At 66.9% G+C, this 18,974-nt stretch carries 25 protein-coding genes; 13 read left to right on the top strand and 12 right to left on the bottom strand.

Annotated elements, in window-relative coordinates:
* Positions 1-492 precede the first annotated feature (492 nt).
* Complete coding sequence (gene ilvC / locus GBG68_RS10555) at positions 493-1,509, bottom strand: ketol-acid reductoisomerase (protein WP_152147072.1); 1,017 nt, start codon at positions 1,507-1,509, stop codon at positions 493-495.
* 51 nt (positions 1,510-1,560) lie between these two features.
* Positions 1,561-2,055, bottom strand: a complete 495-nt coding sequence (gene ilvN, locus GBG68_RS10550) for an acetolactate synthase small subunit (protein WP_152147070.1) — start codon at positions 2,053-2,055, stop codon at positions 1,561-1,563.
* Between the two features lie 271 nt (positions 2,056-2,326).
* On the opposite strand from ilvN, the gene GBG68_RS10545 reads away from it, so the two are divergent.
* From GBG68_RS10545 to GBG68_RS10530, 5 genes are all read left to right on the top strand, one after another.
* Entirely contained in the window at positions 2,327-2,986 is a 660-nt protein-coding gene (locus GBG68_RS10545; protein WP_152147068.1) for a hypothetical protein, read from the top strand.
* 208 nt (positions 2,987-3,194) lie between these two features.
* Complete coding sequence (locus GBG68_RS14185; protein ID WP_193222306.1) at positions 3,195-3,353, top strand: hypothetical protein; 159 nt, start codon at positions 3,195-3,197, stop codon at positions 3,351-3,353.
* Between the two features lie 145 nt (positions 3,354-3,498).
* Positions 3,499-3,936 (top strand): DUF4124 domain-containing protein, encoded by a 438-nt coding sequence (locus GBG68_RS10540; protein ID WP_152147066.1) that lies wholly within the window; start codon positions 3,499-3,501, stop codon positions 3,934-3,936.
* Positions 3,937-4,104: 168 nt separating this feature from the next.
* On the top strand, positions 4,105-5,823 hold the full coding sequence (locus tag GBG68_RS10535) for a proline--tRNA ligase (RefSeq protein WP_152147064.1): 1,719 nt from the start codon (positions 4,105-4,107) through the stop codon (positions 5,821-5,823).
* A 44-nt stretch (positions 5,824-5,867) separates the two neighbouring features.
* The gene (locus GBG68_RS10530) at positions 5,868-6,440 is read left to right on the top strand and encodes a lytic transglycosylase domain-containing protein (RefSeq protein WP_152147062.1); all 573 of its coding nucleotides are present in this window, start codon (positions 5,868-5,870) and stop codon (positions 6,438-6,440) included.
* 9 nt (positions 6,441-6,449) lie between these two features.
* Here the strand turns inward: GBG68_RS10530 and trmH are convergent, their stop codons facing one another.
* On the bottom strand, positions 6,450-7,106 hold the full coding sequence (gene trmH / locus GBG68_RS10525; RefSeq protein ID WP_152147060.1) for a tRNA (guanosine(18)-2'-O)-methyltransferase TrmH: 657 nt from the start codon (positions 7,104-7,106) through the stop codon (positions 6,450-6,452).
* Between the two features lie 53 nt (positions 7,107-7,159).
* Here trmH and GBG68_RS10520 point away from each other — a divergent pair, with 53 nt between their 5' ends.
* The gene (locus tag GBG68_RS10520) at positions 7,160-7,999 is read left to right on the top strand and encodes an SDR family oxidoreductase (RefSeq protein WP_152147058.1); all 840 of its coding nucleotides are present in this window, start codon (positions 7,160-7,162) and stop codon (positions 7,997-7,999) included.
* Here GBG68_RS10520 and GBG68_RS10515 read toward each other — a convergent pair.
* The 5 genes from GBG68_RS10515 to GBG68_RS10495 all read right to left on the bottom strand — a co-directional run bounded on the left by GBG68_RS10515 (position 7,986) and on the right by GBG68_RS10495 (position 10,775).
* Entirely contained in the window at positions 7,986-8,348 is a 363-nt protein-coding gene (locus tag GBG68_RS10515; RefSeq protein WP_152147056.1) for a sirohydrochlorin chelatase, read from the bottom strand. The genes GBG68_RS10520 and GBG68_RS10515 overlap by 14 nt on opposite strands.
* Positions 8,349-8,434: 86 nt before the next feature.
* Complete coding sequence (locus tag GBG68_RS10510; RefSeq protein WP_226801768.1) at positions 8,435-8,776, bottom strand: c-type cytochrome; 342 nt, start codon at positions 8,774-8,776, stop codon at positions 8,435-8,437.
* Positions 8,777-8,787: 11 nt separating this feature from the next.
* Positions 8,788-9,111, bottom strand: coding sequence for a c-type cytochrome (locus GBG68_RS10505; protein ID WP_152147054.1), 324 nt, complete (start codon positions 9,109-9,111; stop codon positions 8,788-8,790).
* Between the two features lie 126 nt (positions 9,112-9,237).
* On the bottom strand, positions 9,238-9,507 hold the full coding sequence (locus tag GBG68_RS10500; RefSeq protein WP_152147052.1) for an acylphosphatase: 270 nt from the start codon (positions 9,505-9,507) through the stop codon (positions 9,238-9,240).
* Positions 9,504-10,775: a virulence factor BrkB family protein gene (locus GBG68_RS10495; RefSeq protein ID WP_193222305.1), complete on the bottom strand. Its 1,272-nt coding sequence runs from the start codon at positions 10,773-10,775 to the stop codon at positions 9,504-9,506. Before GBG68_RS10495 ends, GBG68_RS10500 begins: the two co-directional genes overlap by 4 nt.
* A gap of 102 nt (positions 10,776-10,877) precedes the next feature.
* Between GBG68_RS10495 and arsC the strand changes: the two genes are divergently transcribed.
* From arsC to GBG68_RS10480, 3 genes are read left to right on the top strand one after another with little or no spacing between them, the layout of a single operon-like run.
* The gene (gene arsC, locus GBG68_RS10490) at positions 10,878-11,228 is read left to right on the top strand and encodes an arsenate reductase (glutaredoxin) (RefSeq protein ID WP_226801767.1); all 351 of its coding nucleotides are present in this window, start codon (positions 10,878-10,880) and stop codon (positions 11,226-11,228) included.
* Between the two features lie 50 nt (positions 11,229-11,278).
* Positions 11,279-11,881, top strand: a complete 603-nt coding sequence (gene wrbA / locus GBG68_RS10485) for an NAD(P)H:quinone oxidoreductase (RefSeq protein WP_152147048.1) — start codon at positions 11,279-11,281, stop codon at positions 11,879-11,881.
* A complete protein-coding gene (locus tag GBG68_RS10480; protein ID WP_152147046.1) occupies positions 11,878-12,222 on the top strand; it encodes a DUF2069 domain-containing protein in 345 nt (114 codons plus the stop codon). The genes wrbA and GBG68_RS10480 overlap by 4 nt, the downstream gene beginning before the upstream one ends.
* Before the next feature lie 34 nt (positions 12,223-12,256).
* On the opposite strand, the gene hda is transcribed toward GBG68_RS10480, so the two are convergent.
* The gene (gene hda, locus GBG68_RS10475; RefSeq protein WP_193222304.1) at positions 12,257-12,985 is read right to left on the bottom strand and encodes a DnaA regulatory inactivator Hda; all 729 of its coding nucleotides are present in this window, start codon (positions 12,983-12,985) and stop codon (positions 12,257-12,259) included.
* Between the two features lie 168 nt (positions 12,986-13,153).
* On the opposite strand from hda, the gene GBG68_RS14440 reads away from it, so the two are divergent.
* Positions 13,154-14,158, top strand: coding sequence for a DUF481 domain-containing protein (locus tag GBG68_RS14440; RefSeq protein WP_152147042.1), 1,005 nt, complete (start codon positions 13,154-13,156; stop codon positions 14,156-14,158).
* A gap of 23 nt (positions 14,159-14,181) precedes the next feature.
* Here the strand turns inward: GBG68_RS14440 and GBG68_RS10465 are convergent, their stop codons facing one another.
* Both GBG68_RS10465 and GBG68_RS10460 read right to left on the bottom strand, forming a co-directional pair.
* Positions 14,182-14,742, bottom strand: coding sequence for a CDP-alcohol phosphatidyltransferase family protein (locus GBG68_RS10465; protein WP_152147039.1), 561 nt, complete (start codon positions 14,740-14,742; stop codon positions 14,182-14,184).
* Between the two features lie 12 nt (positions 14,743-14,754).
* A complete protein-coding gene (locus tag GBG68_RS10460) occupies positions 14,755-15,786 on the bottom strand; it encodes a DUF2066 domain-containing protein (protein WP_226801771.1) in 1,032 nt (343 codons plus the stop codon).
* Positions 15,787-15,889: 103 nt separating this feature from the next.
* On the opposite strand from GBG68_RS10460, the gene purM reads away from it, so the two are divergent.
* Genes purM through GBG68_RS10445 form a run of 3 tightly spaced genes read left to right on the top strand, consistent with a single transcriptional unit; the run spans position 15,890 to position 18,378 of the window.
* A complete protein-coding gene (gene purM, locus GBG68_RS10455) occupies positions 15,890-16,945 on the top strand; it encodes a phosphoribosylformylglycinamidine cyclo-ligase (RefSeq protein ID WP_152147035.1) in 1,056 nt (351 codons plus the stop codon).
* Positions 16,942-17,613, top strand: a complete 672-nt coding sequence (gene purN / locus GBG68_RS10450) for a phosphoribosylglycinamide formyltransferase (protein WP_152147033.1) — start codon at positions 16,942-16,944, stop codon at positions 17,611-17,613. The genes purM and purN overlap by 4 nt, the downstream gene beginning before the upstream one ends.
* 48 nt (positions 17,614-17,661) lie before the next feature.
* Positions 17,662-18,378 (top strand): DUF3108 domain-containing protein, encoded by a 717-nt coding sequence (locus GBG68_RS10445; RefSeq protein WP_152147031.1) that lies wholly within the window; start codon positions 17,662-17,664, stop codon positions 18,376-18,378.
* 13 nt (positions 18,379-18,391) lie between these two features.
* On the opposite strand, the gene dcd is transcribed toward GBG68_RS10445, so the two are convergent.
* Positions 18,392-18,958, bottom strand: a complete 567-nt coding sequence (gene dcd / locus GBG68_RS10440) for a dCTP deaminase (RefSeq protein WP_152147029.1) — start codon at positions 18,956-18,958, stop codon at positions 18,392-18,394.
* Positions 18,959-18,974: the final 16 nt, after the last annotated feature.

Here is an 18,974-nt window from a genome sequence, read left to right as displayed (position 1 = left end):
CGCCCGGCGCTCCCCTGCGCTTCTCGCCGGAAGGGGGCGAGCAGCAAACTCGCTACGCTCAAACAAGCTGCTCGCTGATCCCCTTCCGGCTGCGATGCTCGGCTGCATCGACGGCCGCCGCAGGCCGCACCACCCCCAGGACCTCAAAGGTCGGGGGCGCTCCACCAACGATGGGGAGCCGGGTCAGGGTGGGCTGTTTCGGGTTCGTCGGCGCAGCCGAGCACCGCAGGGCCGGGCGGAAAAGAGCGGAGCGCTGTCTGAGCGGAGCCGCAGGCGTAGCGAGTTCGCGGAGCGCCGCCCGGACCGAGGAGCACAGGGGAGTCCCGGGCGCAGCCCGGGACCAAGACGTGGAACCCGAAACAGCCCACCCTGACCCGGCAATCGCCACCGAACCTGGGGGCTTTCACGCACATTCCCGCCAAACCACGAAGAAGCACAAAAAACGGGGGCTCGAAGGCCCCCGTCTCGATCAGCAAACCAAGCGTACGACGCTTAGTTCTTGGACTTGTCCACCAGCTGCTTGGCCTTGATCCAGGGCATCATGCCGCGCAGCTTCTCGCCGACGACCTCGATCGGGTGCTCGGCGGAGATGCGGCGACGGGCCTTCAGGGTCGGGGCGTTGGCCTGGTTCTCCAGGATGAATTCGCGGGCGAATTCGCCTTCCTGGATCTCGCGCAGGATCTCGCGCATCTCCTCGCGGCTCTCCTCATTGATCACGCGCGGGCCGCGGGTGAAGTCACCGTACTCGGCGGTGTTGGAGATGGAGTAGCGCATGTTGGCGATGCCGCCCTCGTAGATCAGGTCCACGATCAGCTTGGTCTCGTGCAGGCACTCGAAGTAGGCCATCTCCGGGGAGTAGCCGGCTTCCACCAGGGTCTCGAAACCGGCCTCGATCAGGGCGGTGATGCCGCCGCAGAGCACAGCCTGCTCACCGAACAGGTCGGTCTCCACTTCCTCGCGGAAGCTGGTCTCGATCACGCCGGCGCGGGCGCCACCGTTGGCGGAGGCGTAGGACAGGGCAATTTCCTTGGCCTGGCCGGAGGCGTCCTGATGAATCGCGATCAGGCTGGGCACACCGCCGCCTTCCACGTAGGTGGAGCGCACCAGATGGCCCGGGCCCTTCGGCGCGACCATGATCACGTCCAGGTCGGCACGGGGCTCGATCTGGCCGTAATGGATGTTGAAGCCGTGGGCAAAGGCGATGGCCGCGCCCTGCTTCAGGTTCGGCTCCACGTGGTTGCGGTACACGCGAGCCTGGTGCTCGTCGGGGGTGAGGATCATCACCACATCCGCCTGCTTGGTGGCGTCCTCGATGGAGGCCACGTCCAGACCGGCGCCCTTGGCCTTCTCGGCGGAGGCGGAGCCCTCTCGCAGGCCGACCACGACGGAGACGCCGGAGTCCTTCAGGTTGTTGGCATGGGCATGGCCCTGGGAGCCGTAACCGATGATGGCGACCTTTTTGCCCTGGATGACGGACAGGTCGGCGTCCTTATCGTAATAGACTTTCATGATTCCCCCGTTTGGAGTCGTTTGGGTCCTGAACCGATCAGGACGATAGGCCTAGATACGCAGATGTTTCTCGCCCCGGGCGATGCCGATCACGCCGGAGCGCACCACCTCGAGGATTCCGTTCTGACCGATGGCGACGATGAAGGCATCCAGCTTGTCGCTGGTGCCCGTCACCTCGATGGTGTAGATCCGGTCCGTGGCGTCCAGGATCCGGCCACGGAAAATGTCCGCCAGCCGTTTCAATTCCGCCCGCGCCTCCGAGCCGGCCGCGGCGACCTTGATCAGCATCATCTCCCGCTCGATGTGCGGGCCCTCGGTCATGTCCATGACCTTGACCACATCCAGCAACTTGTTCAGCTGCTTGATGATCTGCTCGATGATGCGGTTGTCGCCGTTGGTCACCAGGGTGATGCGGGACAGGCTGGGATCATCCGTGGGCGCTACCGCCAATGACTCGATGTTGTAGCCGCGCGCGGTGAACATGCCCGCCACGCGCGACAGCGCGCCGAACTCGTTCTCGACGAGAATAGAGATGATGTGCCGCATAAGACTGTATGAACCCCAAGGCCCTGGCGACCCCCGAACACGGGCCGTGGCGCCTCCGACGGTGGCCGGTACGCGCTCCCGCGCCAGCGGGCACAGGTCGGAAGAAAGGGGAGAAAGCTACTTGGGATTGCCGCAGGCGTCAAGCGAGGGACCGCTCAGATCCCAGGTTCACTCGCAAGGCCCTTCATGCTTCAATGCAAGCTCCGCGAAAGGACACGCGGATTTCGAGCCCCAATAAGCAAAAACACTTCAGCAAAAGGAATTGCTCACCATGCTCCTCGACGTGCTCATCAGCACGGCCAGGTCCTGCCTCCTCGGCCGCGCCCAACGTTTCACCGACGAAAACACGGCTCACAGCGCCGATGCGCCGCGTCATATCGACCGTGACATCCGAACCCTGGCCATCGGCGTCTATCAGTACCAGGAACGCTTCGAACAAGCCCGCCTGACCGCGTTTCAAGTCAAGACGTCTTCATTCGACCAGCTGCTCGGTTGCGACACGGTCATCACCCTGGGCGAGATCGCGGGAATCACCACGCTCATTCAATCCATCAAAAATCTTGGTGAACTGTCCACGTCTTTGGAGGATCGCGCGATAGCGCGGGTTCGAAGCCAAATGACCGCGATCGAAGAAGATTTCAAACGTCAGGGTTTGTTGCTGCAGCGAATGATGGAACACGGGGGTGGCACGCGGATGAAGAGCAATTTCCATTACCGTATCCGCGCTTTGGCTCGGGAATTATCCCGGCGCATGCAGGACAGCCGCAGCATCGACCTGTACGGCAACGATCTCGAGGCGCTCTGCGCGGAGCTGGTTGGAATACTATCGGACGTGCGGCGCAAGCTGCTGGAAAATCGCGAACAGTTCACCTTCTTCGCCAAGGACTGCCAGATGTGGAAGCGCGAGCAGAGAGCCCAAGGGGTTTACTGAATCATGACAATCAAGACACACGCCAGTCGCGCCGTCGCCTTTGCGGCCATCCTTTGATGGCCAACGGCAAGCCTGAGCGGCACCGAAGCGGACACGGCAACATCCTGGCGAGTCGGCGAAAAGTCGCTGACATGGGAACCACTGGCCGAGTCTTCGACGCGCATACCGCCGCAATCGCTGGCACGATGTGCCCGCCACCGCGGATGCCATGCAGGCGCATCTGCCCACAGCAGCCAAGGGCGGTGTGCTCGATGCCATTGAGGCATTGCGCCGTCAGGGGAAGAGCTCGAATGGCCTGCCGAATCCACATATCGCACGATTCCCCAACGTCGATCCGCAGTTTCTCGCCCTGTACCGCCCGGACTGATCCGAGCGGGCACTGAACAATTTCCTCGGGCCGCGTTGCCGGCTTCTTTCGCGACCAAGGCCCAGGGAAGACGCAGATGGGACTCGCACACTTGCCCCTCGGCACCGCTGTTTCATAATGGGCACAAACAACAAGGAGCCACCCCATGCCCGATCTGAAAACGCTGCTCACCGCGATCCTGCTCGCGCTCCCCCTGCTCGCCACCGCCCAGGTCTATAAATGGACCGACGAGAACGGCCAGGTGCACTACGGCTCCCAGCCGCCGAAACAGGGCCAGGCGGACCGCATCAAGCTGCGCGCCGCCCCGCCCGCGCCCAGGCAGGAAAAAAGCGAGCCGACGCAAGCCAAGGATGAGAGCGGCGGCGAGCAGCGGCGCACTGCCGCCGAAAAAGAAGCCGAGGCAGCCCGCCGTGCCCAGCTGCAAGAGAACTGCGCCATCGCCCGCAAGAACCTGGCAGTGCTTCAGGAGCCCACCCATCGCCGCTTCCGGACCGACGATGGCGAGATCACCTATTTCGATGATGAGCAGCGCCAGCAGCGCATCGACCAGGCCCAGGCCTATATCGATGAGAACTGCGCTTGAGCCGCCGCCGATCAGGCCCCTCGGACCTTTGCCCGGCTGGCGCGCCTTGGCTGTGAGCGCGCCAGCCGGTGCCTACGGGCGGCGGCGCGGCGGCGCGCGGCTTTCAAGTTCCCCCCGTAGCGCTTAAAGTTTCGCACCCAGCCCCCGGAACAGGTACGGAGCCAGTTCATGCGCGCATCCCGCTTCCCGCTTTTCACCAGCAAGGAAACCCCCGCCGACGCCGAGATCATCAGCCATCAGCTGATGCTGCGCGCGGGCCTGATTCAAAGACTCGCCAGCGGCCTGTACAGCTGGCTGCCCCTGGGCCTGCGGGTGCTGCGCAAGGTAGAGCGCGTGGTGCGCGAGGAAATGGACCGGGCGGGTGCCCTGGAGCTGCTGATGCCCGTGGTGCAACCCGCGGAATTGTGGGAGGAATCCGGCCGCTGGGAGCAGTACGGCGCGGAGCTGCTGCGGGTGCAGGATCGCCACGAGCGCCCCTTCTGCCTGGGCCCCACCCATGAAGAGGTCATCACTGACATCGTCCGCCGGGAGTTCAAGAGCTACAAGCAGCTGCCGGTGAACTACTACCAGATACAGACCAAGTTCCGCGACGAGATCCGACCCCGCTTCGGGGTAATGCGGGCGCGGGAATTCATGATGAAGGACGCCTACTCCTTCCATCTGGAGCAGGCCTCGCTGGAGGAAACCTACCAGCGCATGCACGAAGCCTATACCCGCATCTTCCAGCGCCTGGGCTTGCATTTCCGCCCGGTGGTGGCCGACAGCGGCAACATCGGCGGCGCGGTCTCCCATGAATTCCACGTACTGGCCGACTCCGGCGAGGACGCACTGGCCATCTCGGACGCCAGCGACTACGCCGCCAACGTGGAGCGCGCCGAAGCCCTGCCCCCGGCCGAGCCCCGCCCGGCGGCCAGCCAGGCCATGGAGCCAGTGGACACGCCCACCCAGCGCAGCATCGAGGAGGTCAGCCGCCATCTGGACGTGCCCGCGGCCCAGACCGTGAAGACCCTGGTGGTGGCCGGCGCCGAAGGCGGCTTCGTCGCCCTGGTGCTGCGCGGCGATCATCAGCTCAACGAGATCAAGGCGGAGAAACACCCCGCCATCGAAGCGCCCCTGCGCATGGCCACCCCCGAGGAAGTGCGGGCCGCCACCGGCACCGAACCCGGCTCGGTCGGCCCGGTGGGCCTGGAAATCCCCTTGCTGGTGGATCACGCCGCCGCGGCGCTGGCGGATTTCATCTGCGGCGCCAACCGCCAGGGGCAGCACCTGCGCGGCGTCAACTGGGGTCGGGACCTGCCCGAGCCCGAGACCGTGGATCTGCGCGAAGTGCGCGACGGCGACCCCAGCCCCGACGGCCAGGGCCGGCTGCGCATCACCCGCGGCATCGAGGTGGGCCACATCTTCCAGCTGGGCCGCAAATACAGTGAGGCCATGGGGGCGACCGTGCTCGATGAGCAGGGCCGTGCCCAGCCGCTGATCATGGGCTGCTACGGCATCGGGGTGTCCCGGGTGGTGGCCGCCGCCATCGAGCAGAACCACGACGAGCGCGGCATCGTCTGGCCCTTGCCCATCGCCCCCTTCCAGGTGGCGCTGATCTCCCTGCAGATGGACAAGTCCGCCGCGGTGGCCGAGGCTTCCGAGCAGCTCTACGCGCAGCTCCAGGAAGCCGGCGTGGACGTGCTCTGGGACGAGCGTGATGCGCGCCCCGGGGTGAAGTTCGCGGATATGGAGCTGATCGGCATCCCTCACCGTCTGGTCATCAGCCCCCGGGGCCTGGAGGCCGGCACGCTGGAATACCGCGCGCGCACCGACAGCGAGAACCGCGACGTTCCGGCGGACGGCGCGCTGGAGTTTCTGCTGGCAGCGCTGGCCGACGCGAAAGGCTAAACTGACCGGCGGAACCGGCCGACAACACCAAGAACATGCCCCGGATGCCCACTCGCCTGCTCAAGCCCCTGTTCGCCGCGGTTCTGCTGGCCGCGGCGCAGGCCCCGCTTGCCCAGAGCGACGTGGATCAGCGCCTGCGCGAGGCGCTGATCCAGGCGGTCAACAGCGGTGAGAGCTTCGAGAACCGCTATGTGGCCGAAGTGTGGCTCACCGATATGGCCGCCCGCCTGGCGCGCAAGGTGCCCGATATCCACCAGCGCCTGGAGTTGCTGCGCCTGGTGCACCGTGAGGCCACCCGTGCCGAACTGCCCCCGGAGCTGGTGCTGGCGGTGATCGAGGTGGAGAGCAATTTCCAGCGCTACGCCATCTCCTCCGCCGGGGCCCGGGGACTGATGCAGATCATGCCCTTCTGGCTCAAGGAGATCGGCCGGCCGGAGGACAACCTCTTCCACATCGAGACCAATCTGCGCTTCGGCTGCACCATCCTGCGTCACTACCTGGACCGGGAGAAAGGCAACCTCACCCGGGCGCTGGCCCGCTACAACGGCAGCCTGGGCAAGACCTGGTACGCCGAGCGGGTATACCGGGCCATGGACCGGCGCTGGTATGTCCAATAGGCCGCCCGTTCAGGGGCGACGCCGCAGATCGCCGTCCTCGTCGATGGGCAGATAGGGCTCACCCCGCTCGCGGCAGCGCGCCGCGATCTTCGGATGCAGCCATTCGAACAGGGTGCGCTCATACACATCCGACTCCAGCCGGCACTGCTGGTACAGGCCCGCCGCCTCCCGCTGGCGCTGAGCCTCGAAGAGAATCACCGCCGCCGCCACCGACACGTTCAGCGAGGCCCCCAGCCCCGCCATGGGGATGATCACGTGCTCATCCACCAGCTCCGCCGCGGTATCGCTCACCCCGTGCAACTCCGCCCCCAGCAGGACCGCGCAGGGCCGGGTGTAGTCCACGCGGCGAAAATCCACGGCGCGCTCGGACAGATGCGCGGCGTAGATGCGAAAGCCTTCGCGCTGCAGGGAACCGATGCCCTCGGCGATATCCGGATGCGCCACGGTCTTCACCCACTGCCCCGTGCCGGCGGAGGAATGAGCACGCGCCCGGAAGCGCTCTACCCCCGGCCACACGGCGTGGGCCTGCCAAACACCCACGGCATCGCAGGTGCGCAGAATCGCGGAGATATTGTGCGGCTTGTGCACCTGATCCATCAGCACCCGCAGATCCGGCTGACGCCGATCCAGGGTGGCACGCATGCGCGCCATGCGCCTTGCGGTCATACTGTGTCCCCCATGCGAAAAATCGGGCCATTCTAGCCCAGGAGCCGAGGCACATGAGCACGGAACGAATATTGATCGCCGGTTGCGGCAAGCTGGGTACGGCGCTGGGGCGGGAATTGAGCGAAGCGGGCCACACCGTGTGGGGCCTGCGCCGTCGCGCCGAGCGCATTCCCGAGCCCATTCGCCCCCTCGCCGGCGATCTGGCCGATCCGGCCAGTCTGCCCGCCCTGCCCGAGGCACTGGACCGCATCTACTACATCGCCACCCCCGGCGCCTACGACGATACCGCCTACCAGCGAGCCTACGTGCACGGCCTGCGGAACCTGCTGGCGGCCCTGCCGAATCCCGACGGGCGCCTGGTGTTCGTCTCCAGCACCAGCGTCTATGGGCAAAGCGATGGCCGCGAGGTGGACGAGAGCAGCCCCACGGAACCGACCGGCTTTTCCGGGCAGCGCATGCTGGAGGCCGAGCACATCGCCCTGGGATGGGCCGGGGAGAGCGTGGTGGTGCGTTTTGGCGGCATCTACGGCCCGGGCCGCACCCGCATGATCGACAAGGTCCGCCATGGCGAGGCTTGCACCGCGCACCCCCCCGCGTGGAGCAACCGCATTCACCAGGCAGACTGCGTAGGGGTGCTGGCGCATCTTGGCGCGGCGCGCATCACACCGGGCGTGTACCTGGCGGTGGATGACGCGCCATGCACCCAGTGCGAGCTCATGGATTGGCTGGCGGAGCAACTGGGTCTGCCCCAACCGCCACGCCGAAACGTCGGGGCCGGCGGCTTTCGCGCGGGCAGCAAGCGTTGCCGCAACGACAAGCTGCGCGCCAGCGGCTATCGCTTCAGGTATCCGTCTTACCGGGAAGGTTATGCGGCGATGCTCAAGGAGATGTAGGCACCAGCGCCGCCAGAAAATCCGCCATCCCTGGGGCGGCCCCCAGATAGGGCAACAACAGCATTTCCACCTCGGCGTAGTGTGTCCGGCGCTCCTCGACGATCGCCGGAATATCCTCCACCACGTGGCGACCGGCGGCGAGGAAATAGGGCAGCAGCAGCACCCGCCCCGCGCCCTGCGCCACCGCCCGGTCGATGGCGGTGGCGATATCCGGCGCGCTCAGCTCCAGAAAGGCGGCGCTCACCCGAAAGCCCGGCAGCCGGGCGGCCAGCTGCTCGGCCATGGCCTGCACTTCCCGGTTGGATTCGGCCCGGCGGCTGCCGTGGGCCAGCAGAATCAGTGCTTGCATGGCATATGCCCTCCCGCGGCACGCGTCGTCGGCAATGAAAAAAGCGCCCGCGGGCGCTTTTCAAGAAACCCATGCACGCCGGGCGCTCAGCGCTCAGGAGTGTACAGATCGCCTTGCTGTCCGGAGAAGTAGGCCGCCAGATCGCGCATGTCCTGCTTGGACAATCCGCTGACGATGCCCTGCATGATGGCATTGCTGCGCTCACCGTTCTGGTACTGGCGCAGGGCCGCCGCCAGGTAATCGGCATGCTGCCCCGCCAGGCGCGGAAAGGCCGGGTTGTCGGCATTGCCGGTCGGGCCGTGACAGGCCTGGCAGGTGCCGGCCAGTTCGGCGCCACGTTCGGCGTCGCCCAGTTCCACCGCCGCGGCCGGCAGCGCCATGGCCGCCAGAAGCAGGCCGCCCAGGAGGGTAATCCCGCGTTTCATCATTCCAGCCCCCATTACTGCTTCTGCCGCGCGAAGTAAGCGGCGATATCCTGGATATCCTGATCGCTCAGCTCTTCGGCCTGGGCGTGCATGGTGCTGTGCGCCCGCTCACCGGCCTGGTATTGCTTGAGCGCGGCCACCAGATAATCGCCGTGCTGGCCGCCGATCCTGGGCACACGATAAGCCGGATACGCGTTGCGGTAGCCGTCCACACCGTGGCAACCCATGCAAGCCGTCGCCTTGCGCTCACCCGCCTCGGCATCACCCTGGGCATATGCCGTCCCGGACAGCGCGAGCATCAGGCCCAGCCCCCCCAACATCAAGCTCTTGGCTCTCATCGACTTCCTCTCGGCTGCTTGCAGTGTGCTACGGGCCAGCGTGACCCTGCACGGCCCCCGCCCGAAAGGGGCATATGTTTCCACGATCCGTGCCCGTGGTAAAGCAAAAGCCCCCTCTTCAGGGCTTCAGGCAATGCGGAACCCCTCGGGCGCGGGCCCCTCCGCGGGCGCCTCCCGCACCTCCTCGACCCGCGCCATCGGCGGCCCCTGCCACAACCAACGGCCCAGGGCATCCAGCGCCGATGCCTCGCCCCAAGCCTGGGCCTCCACGCGCCCATCCGGGCAGTTGCGGGCCTGCCCCACCAAGCCCAGCGCCAGCGCCTGTTCTCGCGTCGCGGCGCGGAAGTACACACCCTGCACGCGGCCGCGGATGCTGTAACGTCTGCCTTCGGTCATTGCGCACCCTCCCCGTTCTCCGCCACATCTTCCGCCAACAGCTGCGCGAGCGTCACCCCCAGCCCCTGCTCCACACCACGGGCCGCCTGCCCCAGCGCGCCGCCCAAGGAGCGGTCCCAGGCGTCATGGCCGTCGGTCAGGTCGTGGGGCAGCAGATAGGGGCCGCTGCGGTAAAGATCCAGCAAGGTGAAATCGTGCGGATCGCGCAGCAAGGTCCAGCCACCGCCCTGGGCTCGCACCACCAGGTGGGCGTATTCCATCTCGGCCAGCGCCTGCTGCAGGGCCAGTTCGCCCAGCCGCGGTTCCAGCCGGTGCAGATCACGCCGCTGCAGCGTGCGACCCCGTTGCTGGGCATGCCAGAGATGCCCTATCAGGCGCGCCGCCAGCAACAGGGCCTGCTGTGGATCGGCCAGACCGCCGCGACGGGACTCCCGATAGCTGCTCAGGCCTTGGGTGAACTCCGCACCCACCAGCACCACCACCCAGCTCACGTACAACCACACCAGGAACAGGGGCACGGCGGCCAGCGCGCCGTAGATCACCTCGTAGGCGGGCACCGAGCGCACATAGAGGGCGAATACCGCCTTGGCGAGCTCGAAGAGTATCGCCGCCACCAGTGCCCCCAGCGCCGCGTGCACCAGGGGCACGCGCCGGTTCGGCACCACCGTGTAGAGCAGCATCAAGCCCAGCCACTCGGCGAGGAACGGCAGCACAGCCAACAGCCATTGGCGCAGACCCGATAATTCCACCAGTTCGGCCCAGTCCCCGAGCAGATAGGAGCTGATCGCCACACTGGCGCCCAGAAACACCGGCGAGAGCGTGAGCACCGTCCAGTACACCAGAAAGCCCTGTACCGGCCGGCGCCGGTCGCTGATTCGCCAAATATCGTTGAGGGCCTTGTCGATGGTGGAGATCATCAGCAGGGCCGCCACCACCAGCCCCAGCGTGCCCACCGCGGTGAGCCCGCCGGTCTGCCCCATGAAACGCTGGATGTAATCGAACACCATATCGCCGGTGGCGGGCACCAGGTTATCGAACAGAAAGGCCTGCACCTGGGCGCTGATGTCGTCGAACACGGGAAAGGCGGACAGCACCGCGAAGCTGACGGTGAGCAAGGGCACCAGGGAGAGCAGCGTGGTGTAGGCCAGGGCCGTGGCGTGACGAATGCACTGATCCTGGCCGAAGCGCCGGCCGATGTAGAAAAAGAACCCGCCCAGCCAGGCGGCGCGCTCCTTCAGTCGCCGGACATCGTACCCGCCCCGTGTCATACACCGCCCCATGCCCCGGCGTGATCCCGGGGAATTATTCGTGTTCGCCCTAGGATACAATGCGTGCAGTTTTACTCCCACAAAACGGATACCCGAGGAGTCATGATGACGCTACGGATCTATCACAACCCGCGTTGTTCCAAGTCTCGACAGACCCTGCAGCTGCTGGAAGAGCGCGGGCTGCAACCGGAAGTCGTGCGTTACCTGGACACCCCGCCCAGCGAAGCGGAACTGGATCAGCTGTTGCAGCTGCTGGATCTGGAGCCCCGGGCGCTGATGCGCCGCAAGGAAGCCGAGTACCAGGAGCTGGGATTGGATCACCCCGACCTTAGCCGCGAGGAACTGATCCAGGCCATGGTGCGCAACCCTCGGCTGATCGAGCGTCCCATTGTGGTCCACGGCGCCCGCGCCGCGCTGGGGCGCCCCCCGGAGCGGGTGCTGGATATCCTTTAACCATCCCGCTCCCGCAGGGTGGTAGTGGGGGCATTTCACGGGAGCGCGCCATGGGCGAGATTCTGGTTCTCTATTACAGCCGCTTCGGTGCCACGGCGCGCCTGGCCGAGCTGATCTGTCGCGGCGTCGAGGAAGTGGACGGCATGGCGGCACGGCTGCGCACGGTGCCGCCGGTCTCGGCGGCTTGCGAGGCGAGCATGCCGGCGGTGCCTGAATCCGGCCCGCCCTACGCGGAGCTGGCCGATCTGGAAGCCTGCGATGGGCTCATTCTGGGCAGCCCCACTCGCTTCGCCAATATGGCCGCCCCCCTGAAATACTTCATCGACGGCACCAGTGGCCTGTGGCTCAAGGGCACCCTGAGCGGCAAGCCGGCCGCGGCCTTCACCTCCACGGCCAGCCTGCACGGAGGCCAGGAAACGACCCTGATCACCATGCTGCTGCCCCTGCTCCATCACGGCATGCTGCTCACCGGGCTGCCCTATACCGAACCGGCTCTGAACAATACCCGCACCGGGGGCACGCCCTACGGTGCCAGCCATGTGGCGGGCGCCCGCAGCGATCAGCCAGTCAGCGATGATGAGCGCACCCTGTGCCTGGCCCTGGGCCGCCGGGTCGCGCAGCTCGCGCTGGAACTCAAGCGGGGCCGCGCATGAGCCGCGCGCTGCTCTGGCAGAGGCTTTCCCTGGCCCAGTGGCTGGGCCTGTTCGTGCTGCTGATGCTGTGGGGCGTGTGGCTGGCGCCGCCGGAGCCGGCGCTGCGCGCGCCGTGGCTGATTCTGCTGGTGGGGCCGCTGCTGCTGCCGCTGCGGGGCCTGCTGCGCGGCCGGCGCTATACCGCGGCCTGGAGCTCCATGCTGGTCCTGGTGTACTTCTGCCACGGTGTCGCGGCGGCGGCCAGCGGCCAGCCCCTGCTTGGTGGCCTCGAAATCCTGCTCAGCGGCGGTTATTTCGTCAGCGCCATTCTGTTCGTTCGCAGCAAGCCCAGGCCCGCCTGAAGAGACAACAGGTCACAGTAACGACACGCCGCGCCTACAGGGGGCCGGACCAACCCTCACGACCATCGCCGAGCACCTGCTTCACAAACGGCACGGTGAGGCGGCGCTGCTCCGCCAGCGAGGCGGCATCCAGGCGGTCCAGCAGCGCGAACAGGCCCGGCATGTCGCGGCGATAATGGGCCAGCAGATAGGCACCCAGTTCTTCCGACAGCTCCAGCCCCCGGCCCGCCGCGCGCCGGGAGAGCAATGCCGCCTTGTCGGCATCATCCAGCTCCTGCAGGCGCAGCGTCAGCCCCCACTGCAGTCGCGAAACCAGATCGGCCAATTCCAAGCCCAGCTCCGCCGGGCGCAGCTCGCCGGCCAGCAACAATCGCCCGCCCTGCTCGCGCAGGCGGTTGTAGAGGTGGAAAAGGGCCTCCTGCCACGCCCGGTGACCGCGCAGCGCCTGGGCATCGTCCACGGCCACCAGATCCATGCGTTCCAGCCCCTCCGCCGCCTGCACCGGCCACGCCACAGCACGGCGCAGGGGCAGATAAGCCACGGTCTGACCCTGCTCCGAGGCCAGCCGGCAGGCGCCCTGCAACAGGTGAGTCTTGCCCAGCCCCCGGCCCCCGAACAGGTACACGCTGGCCGCGCTCGAACCCGCACACAAGGCCCGTATCGCCTCCAGCACTTCGCCATTGGCACCCGTCCGGAAGTCTTCCAGGCTCAGATGCGCGTCCCAGGCGAAATCGAAGGCCAGCTGGCTAGTGCGTCCCGGCATGATCCTGCTCATTTTTTGCCCACCCGCGCCTCTTTCGCATAAGCTGACTCCCCTCCAGCGCCCACGCCGGCCGCGGCACAGCCCGCGACTTTCCCCGGCCGCACGGATTCCAACCCGTGCCTTCGGACGCTGTCAACCATAAAACCCATCGCAACTTCGGGAGCCTACGTGAGCGTCAAGAAGACCCTGACCACATGTGCCCTCAGCCTTGCCACCTTCCAGGCCCAAGCGGATCTGGTCATATTGCAGAACGGCGACCGCCTCAGCGGCACCGTGCAGGCCCTGGAGGCCGGCACCCTGCGTTTTGAAACAGCCTACGGCGGCACCCTGGAACTGCCCTGGGCGCAGGTGCTGGAACTGCGCACCGACGATACGGTGCGGGTACAGCTCCAGGACGGCGAACTCGCCGAGGGCCGCCTGCAAAAGGACGCCGATGGCGAACTGCGACTGCAGAGCAACGGCGCTGAGCGGAGCCTGGCCGAAGCTCGGCTTGCCGCCATCAACCCGCCCCCGGCAGCGCCGACCGTGGAGCAGACGCTGCGCCTACAGGCCGGCGCCACCATGACCCGCGGCAACACCGAGACCGAAAGCTACGCGCTGGACGGCGAGTATGTGGCCCGCAGCACCCTGCATCGCCTGCGCGTCTACGGCGAGGCCAACTACGGCAAGGAAGACGATGTCGAGTCGGTGAACAACGCGCTGCTCAATACCCAGTACGACCGCTTCATCGATGAACACTGGTACGCCACGGCCAACCTCAACTTCAGCCGTGACCTGTTCAAGAACCTTTCCCTGCGCAGCGCGGCCGGTGTGGGCGTCGGTTACCAGTTCTGGGACACCAGGCAATCGCGCCTGTCGGCGGAGGCCGGGGTGAACTACGTGCACGAGGACTACGAGGTCGGGCCTAGCGAGGACTTTCCCGCCGGGCGCTGGGCGGTGGACTGGGAACACACCGTGCTCGGCAACCTGACCCTGTTCCATCGCCAGGACGGCCTGGTTCGCCTGGACGAGACGGCTGACTGGCTGCTACGCACCCGCACCGGCGCCCGAGTGCCGCTCAGCGAGCGCATAACCGGCTCGTTACAGGTCAATTACGACTACGACAACCGGCCGGCCGCCGATGCCGAGAAGGAGGACTGGGCCTATTTGGTGAAGATCGGCTACAGCTGGTGAACCACGACGCGCCGGAGCGCTGCTCAGCTCCGGCGCGGCCAGGCCCGGCGCCCCCAGCGCAGCACATACGACACGCCGCTGGTCACTACCGTGGCCAAGGTCAGCAGAAAGAGTCCCCGCAGTATCTCCGGCCGCCAGGGCTCAGCCAGCCACCACCAGGCCGGCGGCAACATCACCGCCAGCACCACCAGCAACTGCAGCACCGTATTGAGCTTGCTCACCGGCAGCGGCTCGGCGGCGAAGGCCCCGCGCAACCGGTAAAAGGCCAAGGCGCCCAGCACGATCACCAGATCCCGCAGCAGCACCACCACCGCCAGCGCCACGGGCAAGAGCCCTTGGCTGGCCAGCACCACAAAGCTGCTGGTCACCAGCAGCTTGTCCGCGAGCGGGTCGAGGAACCCGCCCAGTCGACTCTGCCAGGCAAAACGCCGGGCGAGGTATCCATCCAGGCCGTCGGACAGCCCCGCCAGCAGAAACAGCCCCAAGGCCAGCTGGTAGCGCCCCTGCAACATCAGCCACAGAATAGGTCCGACCAGCAGCAGCCGGGCAAAGCTGATCAGATTGGGTAGGGTCGCCAGTCTCATCAGGCCCCGGCGCTAGCGGCTCAGCCGGTAAAGATGGGGTACGCCGGCAGTGCCCCCGGCCTGGACCTCCTGTCGGCGCAGCCATGGGACGCGATCCAGGGTGCCCAGCACGCGTTCCGGCGCCAGATCCAGCGCCAGCTCGAACTCCAGGTCACGACCCTCCGCGCGGGCAAGCCCCACCCCACTCACGCCCGGCACTTCAGCCAGCCGCTGCTGCAGCCAGGCGTAATCCGACGCCTGGGACACTGCCTCGACCCGCAGACGCAGCCGCTCCTCACGCTGCCCCGGCACCACCGCGTAACGCGCGGCGAAACCCTGCGCGAGGCCGCGCATGCCGTCGGCCAAGGCGCCTTGGGCGCTCTCGCCGCGGCTTTGCCAGGCGGCGGCGGCCTCACCGCCCAGATACAGACGCCAGGCCCCCTGCCAGCGCCCGGCCCGGTCCTGATTCAGGCGCGCGGAGAGCACCGCGCTCGCCTCATAGCGGCGAGACGCCGTCAGCACCGAGTCGGCGAAACCACCCCAGACATCGGACACCCGGATCGAGCGGCGGTCTTCCAGGTCCAACAAGGGAAACAGCAGCGCAAGGCCGTAATCCCGCGCCGCCTCGCGCATTGCCTGGCGCAGCGCCGGGTCATCCTCTCCGCCGAGCAGATCACGTTCGCGACCCTGTTCCACGGCCACCCAGGCCAGCACCGCAGGCTTGCCCTGCTGCCATACCGGCACCTGCCGCTCGGCCAGCGCCGCGCGCAGCGCCCGGTCATCGAAACTCAAGCGCAGCGTCGGCGGCGCGTCGTCCTCGCCCTGTTCATAGCTGTAGCGCTGCACGTAGCGCCCGGCGCGCGGCAGCAAATCCCGCAGGCGCTCATCGGCGGCGAGCCCACCCTGTCCGGTCAGGCGGGCAAGCACCTGTTCCAGGGCGGCCGGCATCGCCTGCTCGCGGGCCTGCGCGCCGCCATTCGCCACCGGCACGCGCACATCGAACAGGCTCTGGGCACCCAGGGTCAGCGGCCAGAGCAAGCAGAGCAAGCACAGTTTTCTGATCATCACGGCTGGGCCTTGTCTCGAGGTATCCGTAAAATAGCAGCTTCGCTGGGGATTCAAACCATTTCCCGCTACCATACCGCCCTTCCCCAACGAGGAGCACCCGGTGAGCAAGCAGCCTGTCCAGCCCGGCCTGACCTATCGCGATGCAGGGGTCGATATCGACGCCGGCAATTCCCTGGTCGAACGCATCAAGGCCGATGTGGCCGCCACCCGTCGCCCGGAGGTTCTGGGCGGGCTCGGGGGTTTCGGCGGCCTGTTCGAACTACCCGCCGGTTATCGGCAGCCAGTGCTGGTTTCGGGCACCGACGGGGTGGGCACCAAGCTCAAGCTCGCCCTGGAGACCGGGATGCACGACGGCATTGGCATCGACCTGGTGGCCATGTGCGTCAACGACGTGCTGGTCACCGGGGCCGAACCGCTGTTCTTCCTCGACTACTACGCCACCGGCAAGCTGGACGTGGACGTGGCGGCCCGGGTGGTGCGGGGCATCGCCCAAGGCTGTCTCCAGGCTGGCGCCGCCCTGGTGGGGGGCGAGACCGCGGAGATGCCCGGCATGTACGGCGAGGGCGACTATGACCTGGCCGGCTTTTCCGTGGGCATCGTCGAGAAGGAACGCATCCTCGACGGCAGCCGCTGCGCGCCGGGCGATGCCCTGATCGCGCTGGGTTCCAGCGGCCCGCATTCCAACGGCTATTCCCTGGTGCGCAAGGTGCTGGAGCGCAGCGGCGCCGCCCTGAGCGAGGAGCTGGAAGGCCGCAGCCTCGCCGAGCACCTGATGGCCCCCACCCGCATTTACGTCAAGGCGGTGCGCGGGCTGCTGGAGACACTGGATATTCACAGCATCTGCCATATCACCGGTGGCGGCCTGCCCGAGAACCTGCCCCGGGTGCTGCCCGAGCAGGTGCGGGCGCGCATCGACACCGACTCCTGGCAGTGGCCGGCCATCTTCGGCTGGCTGCAGCAGCAGGGCGGCATTGCCGATGCGGAGATGTACCGCACCTTCAACTGCGGTGTCGGCATGGTGCTGGCCCTGCCCGCCGAGCAAGCCGGCGACGCCGTGGCACAGCTGAACGCCGCCGGCGAGCAGGCCTGGGTGCTGGGTGCGCTGGAGGCGCGCGCCGAAGCCGATGAGGCGGTGCGATTCGCGGAGGGCGCATGACGGGCAGCCCCTTGCCGGTGGTGGTGCTCATCTCCGGCAGCGGCAGCAATCTGCAGGCCTTCATCGATGGCCGGGACGAAGGCAGCCTGCCCATCGATATTCGGGCGGTGATCAGCAACAAGCCCGAGGCCTATGGGCTGGTGCGCGCCGAGCAGGCGGGCATTCCCACCCGAGTGCTTCCCCACCGGGACTTCGACAGCCGCGAAGCCTACGATGAGGCGCTGCGGGCGATGATCGACGAAGTGGCGCCCGAGCTGGTGATACTCGCGGGCTTCATGCGCATTCTCAGCACCGGCTTCGTCGATCATTATCAGGGCCGACTGATCAACATCCACCCTTCCCTGCTGCCGGCATTCCGCGGCCTGGATACGCACCAGCGCGCTCTGGCGGCCGGCGTGCGCGAGCACGGCTGCAGCGTGCATTTCGTCACCCCGGACCTGGACGCCGGCCCGGTCATCGTTCAGGGGCCGGTGGCGGTGCACGACAACGACGACCCGCAGAGCCTGGCCGAGCGGGTCCACGGTCAGGAACACCGGGTCTATCCGTTGGCGGTGCGCTGGTTAGCCGAGGGCAGGGTCGAAATGCGTGGCGAGCGGGCCTATCTTGACGGTATGCCCCTGGTCACCGCCCCTCGGCTGGAACCGGGCCAGGACCCCGGCACGCTTTAAGGGAGACTCCGAAAAATTCCCCTGGGACTGCCTGAACAACGGGTTCCGATGCCGATCATCCGCCGCCTGCTCGGGCTACTGCTTATCTGTGCCCTGACGAGCCCCGCCGGTGCCGATGCTCCCCCGGCCTTTCACGCGGTCTACGAAGTCAGTCGCGGCGGCTTCACCCTCGGCCGGGCCGAGGTGAACTTTCAGCGCCTGGGCGCACGCCGCTATCACTACCACTCTCTCACCCAGCCCACCGGTCTCGCGGCGCTCTTCTTTCGCGCCGAGGTGGAAGAGAGCAGCCACGGCCTGCTCACCGAGCAGGGCCCGAAACCGCTGCGCTACGAGTACATACGCCGCGGGCGCGATGCCCGGCACGCGGTGCTGCGCTTTGACTGGGAACAGGGCGAGGTGGTCAACGATATCGGCGAGCGGCCCTGGCGCATGCCCATCCCGCCGGACGCCCTGGACCGCCTGGTGAGCCCACTGCAACTGATGCACGACCTCAGGCAGGGAGAGCGGGAACTGGTCTACCCCATCGCCGATGGCGGCAAGCTGAAGACCTACCGCCTGCGCATCGACGGCGAGGAAATGCGGGAGACGGCTGTGGGCACCTTCCGCACCCTGAGGGTGGTGAGGGTGGAGGACAGTGACAAGCGCACCACCCTGTGGTGCGCGCCGGAGCTGGGTTATCTGGCCGTGCACATGGAGCAGCAGGAGGAAGGCGAGAGCACCGTTCGCCTCAGCCTGCGGCGGTTGGACGGCCTGCAAAAACCCTGAGGCCGAGCGGCGCTCAGCTGCGTGGCAGGGTCACACCGCGCTGCCCCATGTACTTGCCGCCCCGATCCGCGTAGGAAGTCTCGCAGACCTCGTCGGACTCCAGGAACAGCATCTGCGCCACGCCTTCGTTGGCGTAGATCTTCGCCGGCAGCGGCGTGGTGTTGGAAAACTCCAGCGTCACATGCCCTTCCCACTCCGGCTCCAGTGGCGTGACGTTGACGATGATCCCGCAGCGCGCGTAAGTGGACTTGCCCAGGCAGATGGTGAGCACATTGCGCGGAATGCGGAAGTACTCCACCGTGCGGGCCAGGGCGAAGGAATTGGGCGGAATGATGCAGACATCGGATTTCACGTCGACGAAGCTGTTCTCGTCGAAGTTCTTCGGGTCGACGATGGCCGAGTTGATATTGGTGAATATCTTGAACTCGTCGGCGCAGCGCACGTCGTAGCCGTAACTGGACACCCCGTAGGAGATCACCGGCCGCCCTTCCGCGTCACGCAGCTGCTTGGCCTGAAACGGCTCGATCATGCCTGTCTGCTCCGCCATGCGGCGAATCCACTTATCCGATTTGATGCTCATCCGGGCTACCCAAGGC

It is taken from the genome of Alkalilimnicola sp. S0819 (assembly GCF_009295635.1).
Taxonomy (GTDB): Bacteria; Pseudomonadota; Gammaproteobacteria; order Nitrococcales; family WHIW01; genus S0819.
This window is presented reverse-complemented; position numbering and strand designations above follow the sequence as displayed.

What these genes read in the sequence shown, in the direction of transcription:
- GBG68_RS10480 (WP_152147046.1), top strand. Translation starts at nt 11,878, where the DNA reads ATGAGCCGCGCGCTGCTCTGGCAGAGGCTTTCCCTGGCCCAGTGGCTG.
- GBG68_RS10510 (WP_226801768.1), bottom strand. Translation starts at nt 8,776, where the DNA reads ATGATGAAACGCGGGATTACCCTCCTGGGCGGCCTGCTTCTGGCGGCC.
- wrbA (WP_152147048.1), top strand. Translation starts at nt 11,279, where the DNA reads ATGGGCGAGATTCTGGTTCTCTATTACAGCCGCTTCGGTGCCACGGCG.
- GBG68_RS10520 (WP_152147058.1), top strand. Translation starts at nt 7,160, where the DNA reads ATGAGCACGGAACGAATATTGATCGCCGGTTGCGGCAAGCTGGGTACG.
- dcd (WP_152147029.1), bottom strand. Translation starts at nt 18,958, where the DNA reads ATGAGCATCAAATCGGATAAGTGGATTCGCCGCATGGCGGAGCAGACA.
- GBG68_RS10505 (WP_152147054.1), bottom strand. Translation starts at nt 9,111, where the DNA reads ATGAGAGCCAAGAGCTTGATGTTGGGGGGGCTGGGCCTGATGCTCGCG.
- ilvN (WP_152147070.1), bottom strand. Translation starts at nt 2,055, where the DNA reads ATGCGGCACATCATCTCTATTCTCGTCGAGAACGAGTTCGGCGCGCTG.
- ilvC (WP_152147072.1), bottom strand. Translation starts at nt 1,509, where the DNA reads ATGAAAGTCTATTACGATAAGGACGCCGACCTGTCCGTCATCCAGGGC.
- purN (WP_152147033.1), top strand. Translation starts at nt 16,942, where the DNA reads ATGACGGGCAGCCCCTTGCCGGTGGTGGTGCTCATCTCCGGCAGCGGC.
- arsC (WP_226801767.1), top strand. Translation starts at nt 10,878, where the DNA reads ATGATGACGCTACGGATCTATCACAACCCGCGTTGTTCCAAGTCTCGA.
- GBG68_RS10540 (WP_152147066.1), top strand. Translation starts at nt 3,499, where the DNA reads ATGCCCGATCTGAAAACGCTGCTCACCGCGATCCTGCTCGCGCTCCCC.
- GBG68_RS10460 (WP_226801771.1), bottom strand. Translation starts at nt 15,786, where the DNA reads ATGATCAGAAAACTGTGCTTGCTCTGCTTGCTCTGGCCGCTGACCCTG.
- GBG68_RS10530 (WP_152147062.1), top strand. Translation starts at nt 5,868, where the DNA reads ATGCCCACTCGCCTGCTCAAGCCCCTGTTCGCCGCGGTTCTGCTGGCC.
- GBG68_RS10535 (WP_152147064.1), top strand. Translation starts at nt 4,105, where the DNA reads ATGCGCGCATCCCGCTTCCCGCTTTTCACCAGCAAGGAAACCCCCGCC.
- GBG68_RS10445 (WP_152147031.1), top strand. Translation starts at nt 17,662, where the DNA reads ATGCCGATCATCCGCCGCCTGCTCGGGCTACTGCTTATCTGTGCCCTG.
- GBG68_RS14185 (WP_193222306.1), top strand. Translation starts at nt 3,195, where the DNA reads ATGCAGGCGCATCTGCCCACAGCAGCCAAGGGCGGTGTGCTCGATGCC.
- GBG68_RS10545 (WP_152147068.1), top strand. Translation starts at nt 2,327, where the DNA reads ATGCTCCTCGACGTGCTCATCAGCACGGCCAGGTCCTGCCTCCTCGGC.
- GBG68_RS10495 (WP_193222305.1), bottom strand. Translation starts at nt 10,775, where the DNA reads ATGACACGGGGCGGGTACGATGTCCGGCGACTGAAGGAGCGCGCCGCC.
- GBG68_RS10515 (WP_152147056.1), bottom strand. Translation starts at nt 8,348, where the DNA reads ATGCAAGCACTGATTCTGCTGGCCCACGGCAGCCGCCGGGCCGAATCC.
- trmH (WP_152147060.1), bottom strand. Translation starts at nt 7,106, where the DNA reads ATGACCGCAAGGCGCATGGCGCGCATGCGTGCCACCCTGGATCGGCGT.
- hda (WP_193222304.1), bottom strand. Translation starts at nt 12,985, where the DNA reads ATGCCGGGACGCACTAGCCAGCTGGCCTTCGATTTCGCCTGGGACGCG.
- GBG68_RS10500 (WP_152147052.1), bottom strand. Translation starts at nt 9,507, where the DNA reads ATGACCGAAGGCAGACGTTACAGCATCCGCGGCCGCGTGCAGGGTGTG.
- GBG68_RS10465 (WP_152147039.1), bottom strand. Translation starts at nt 14,742, where the DNA reads ATGAGACTGGCGACCCTACCCAATCTGATCAGCTTTGCCCGGCTGCTG.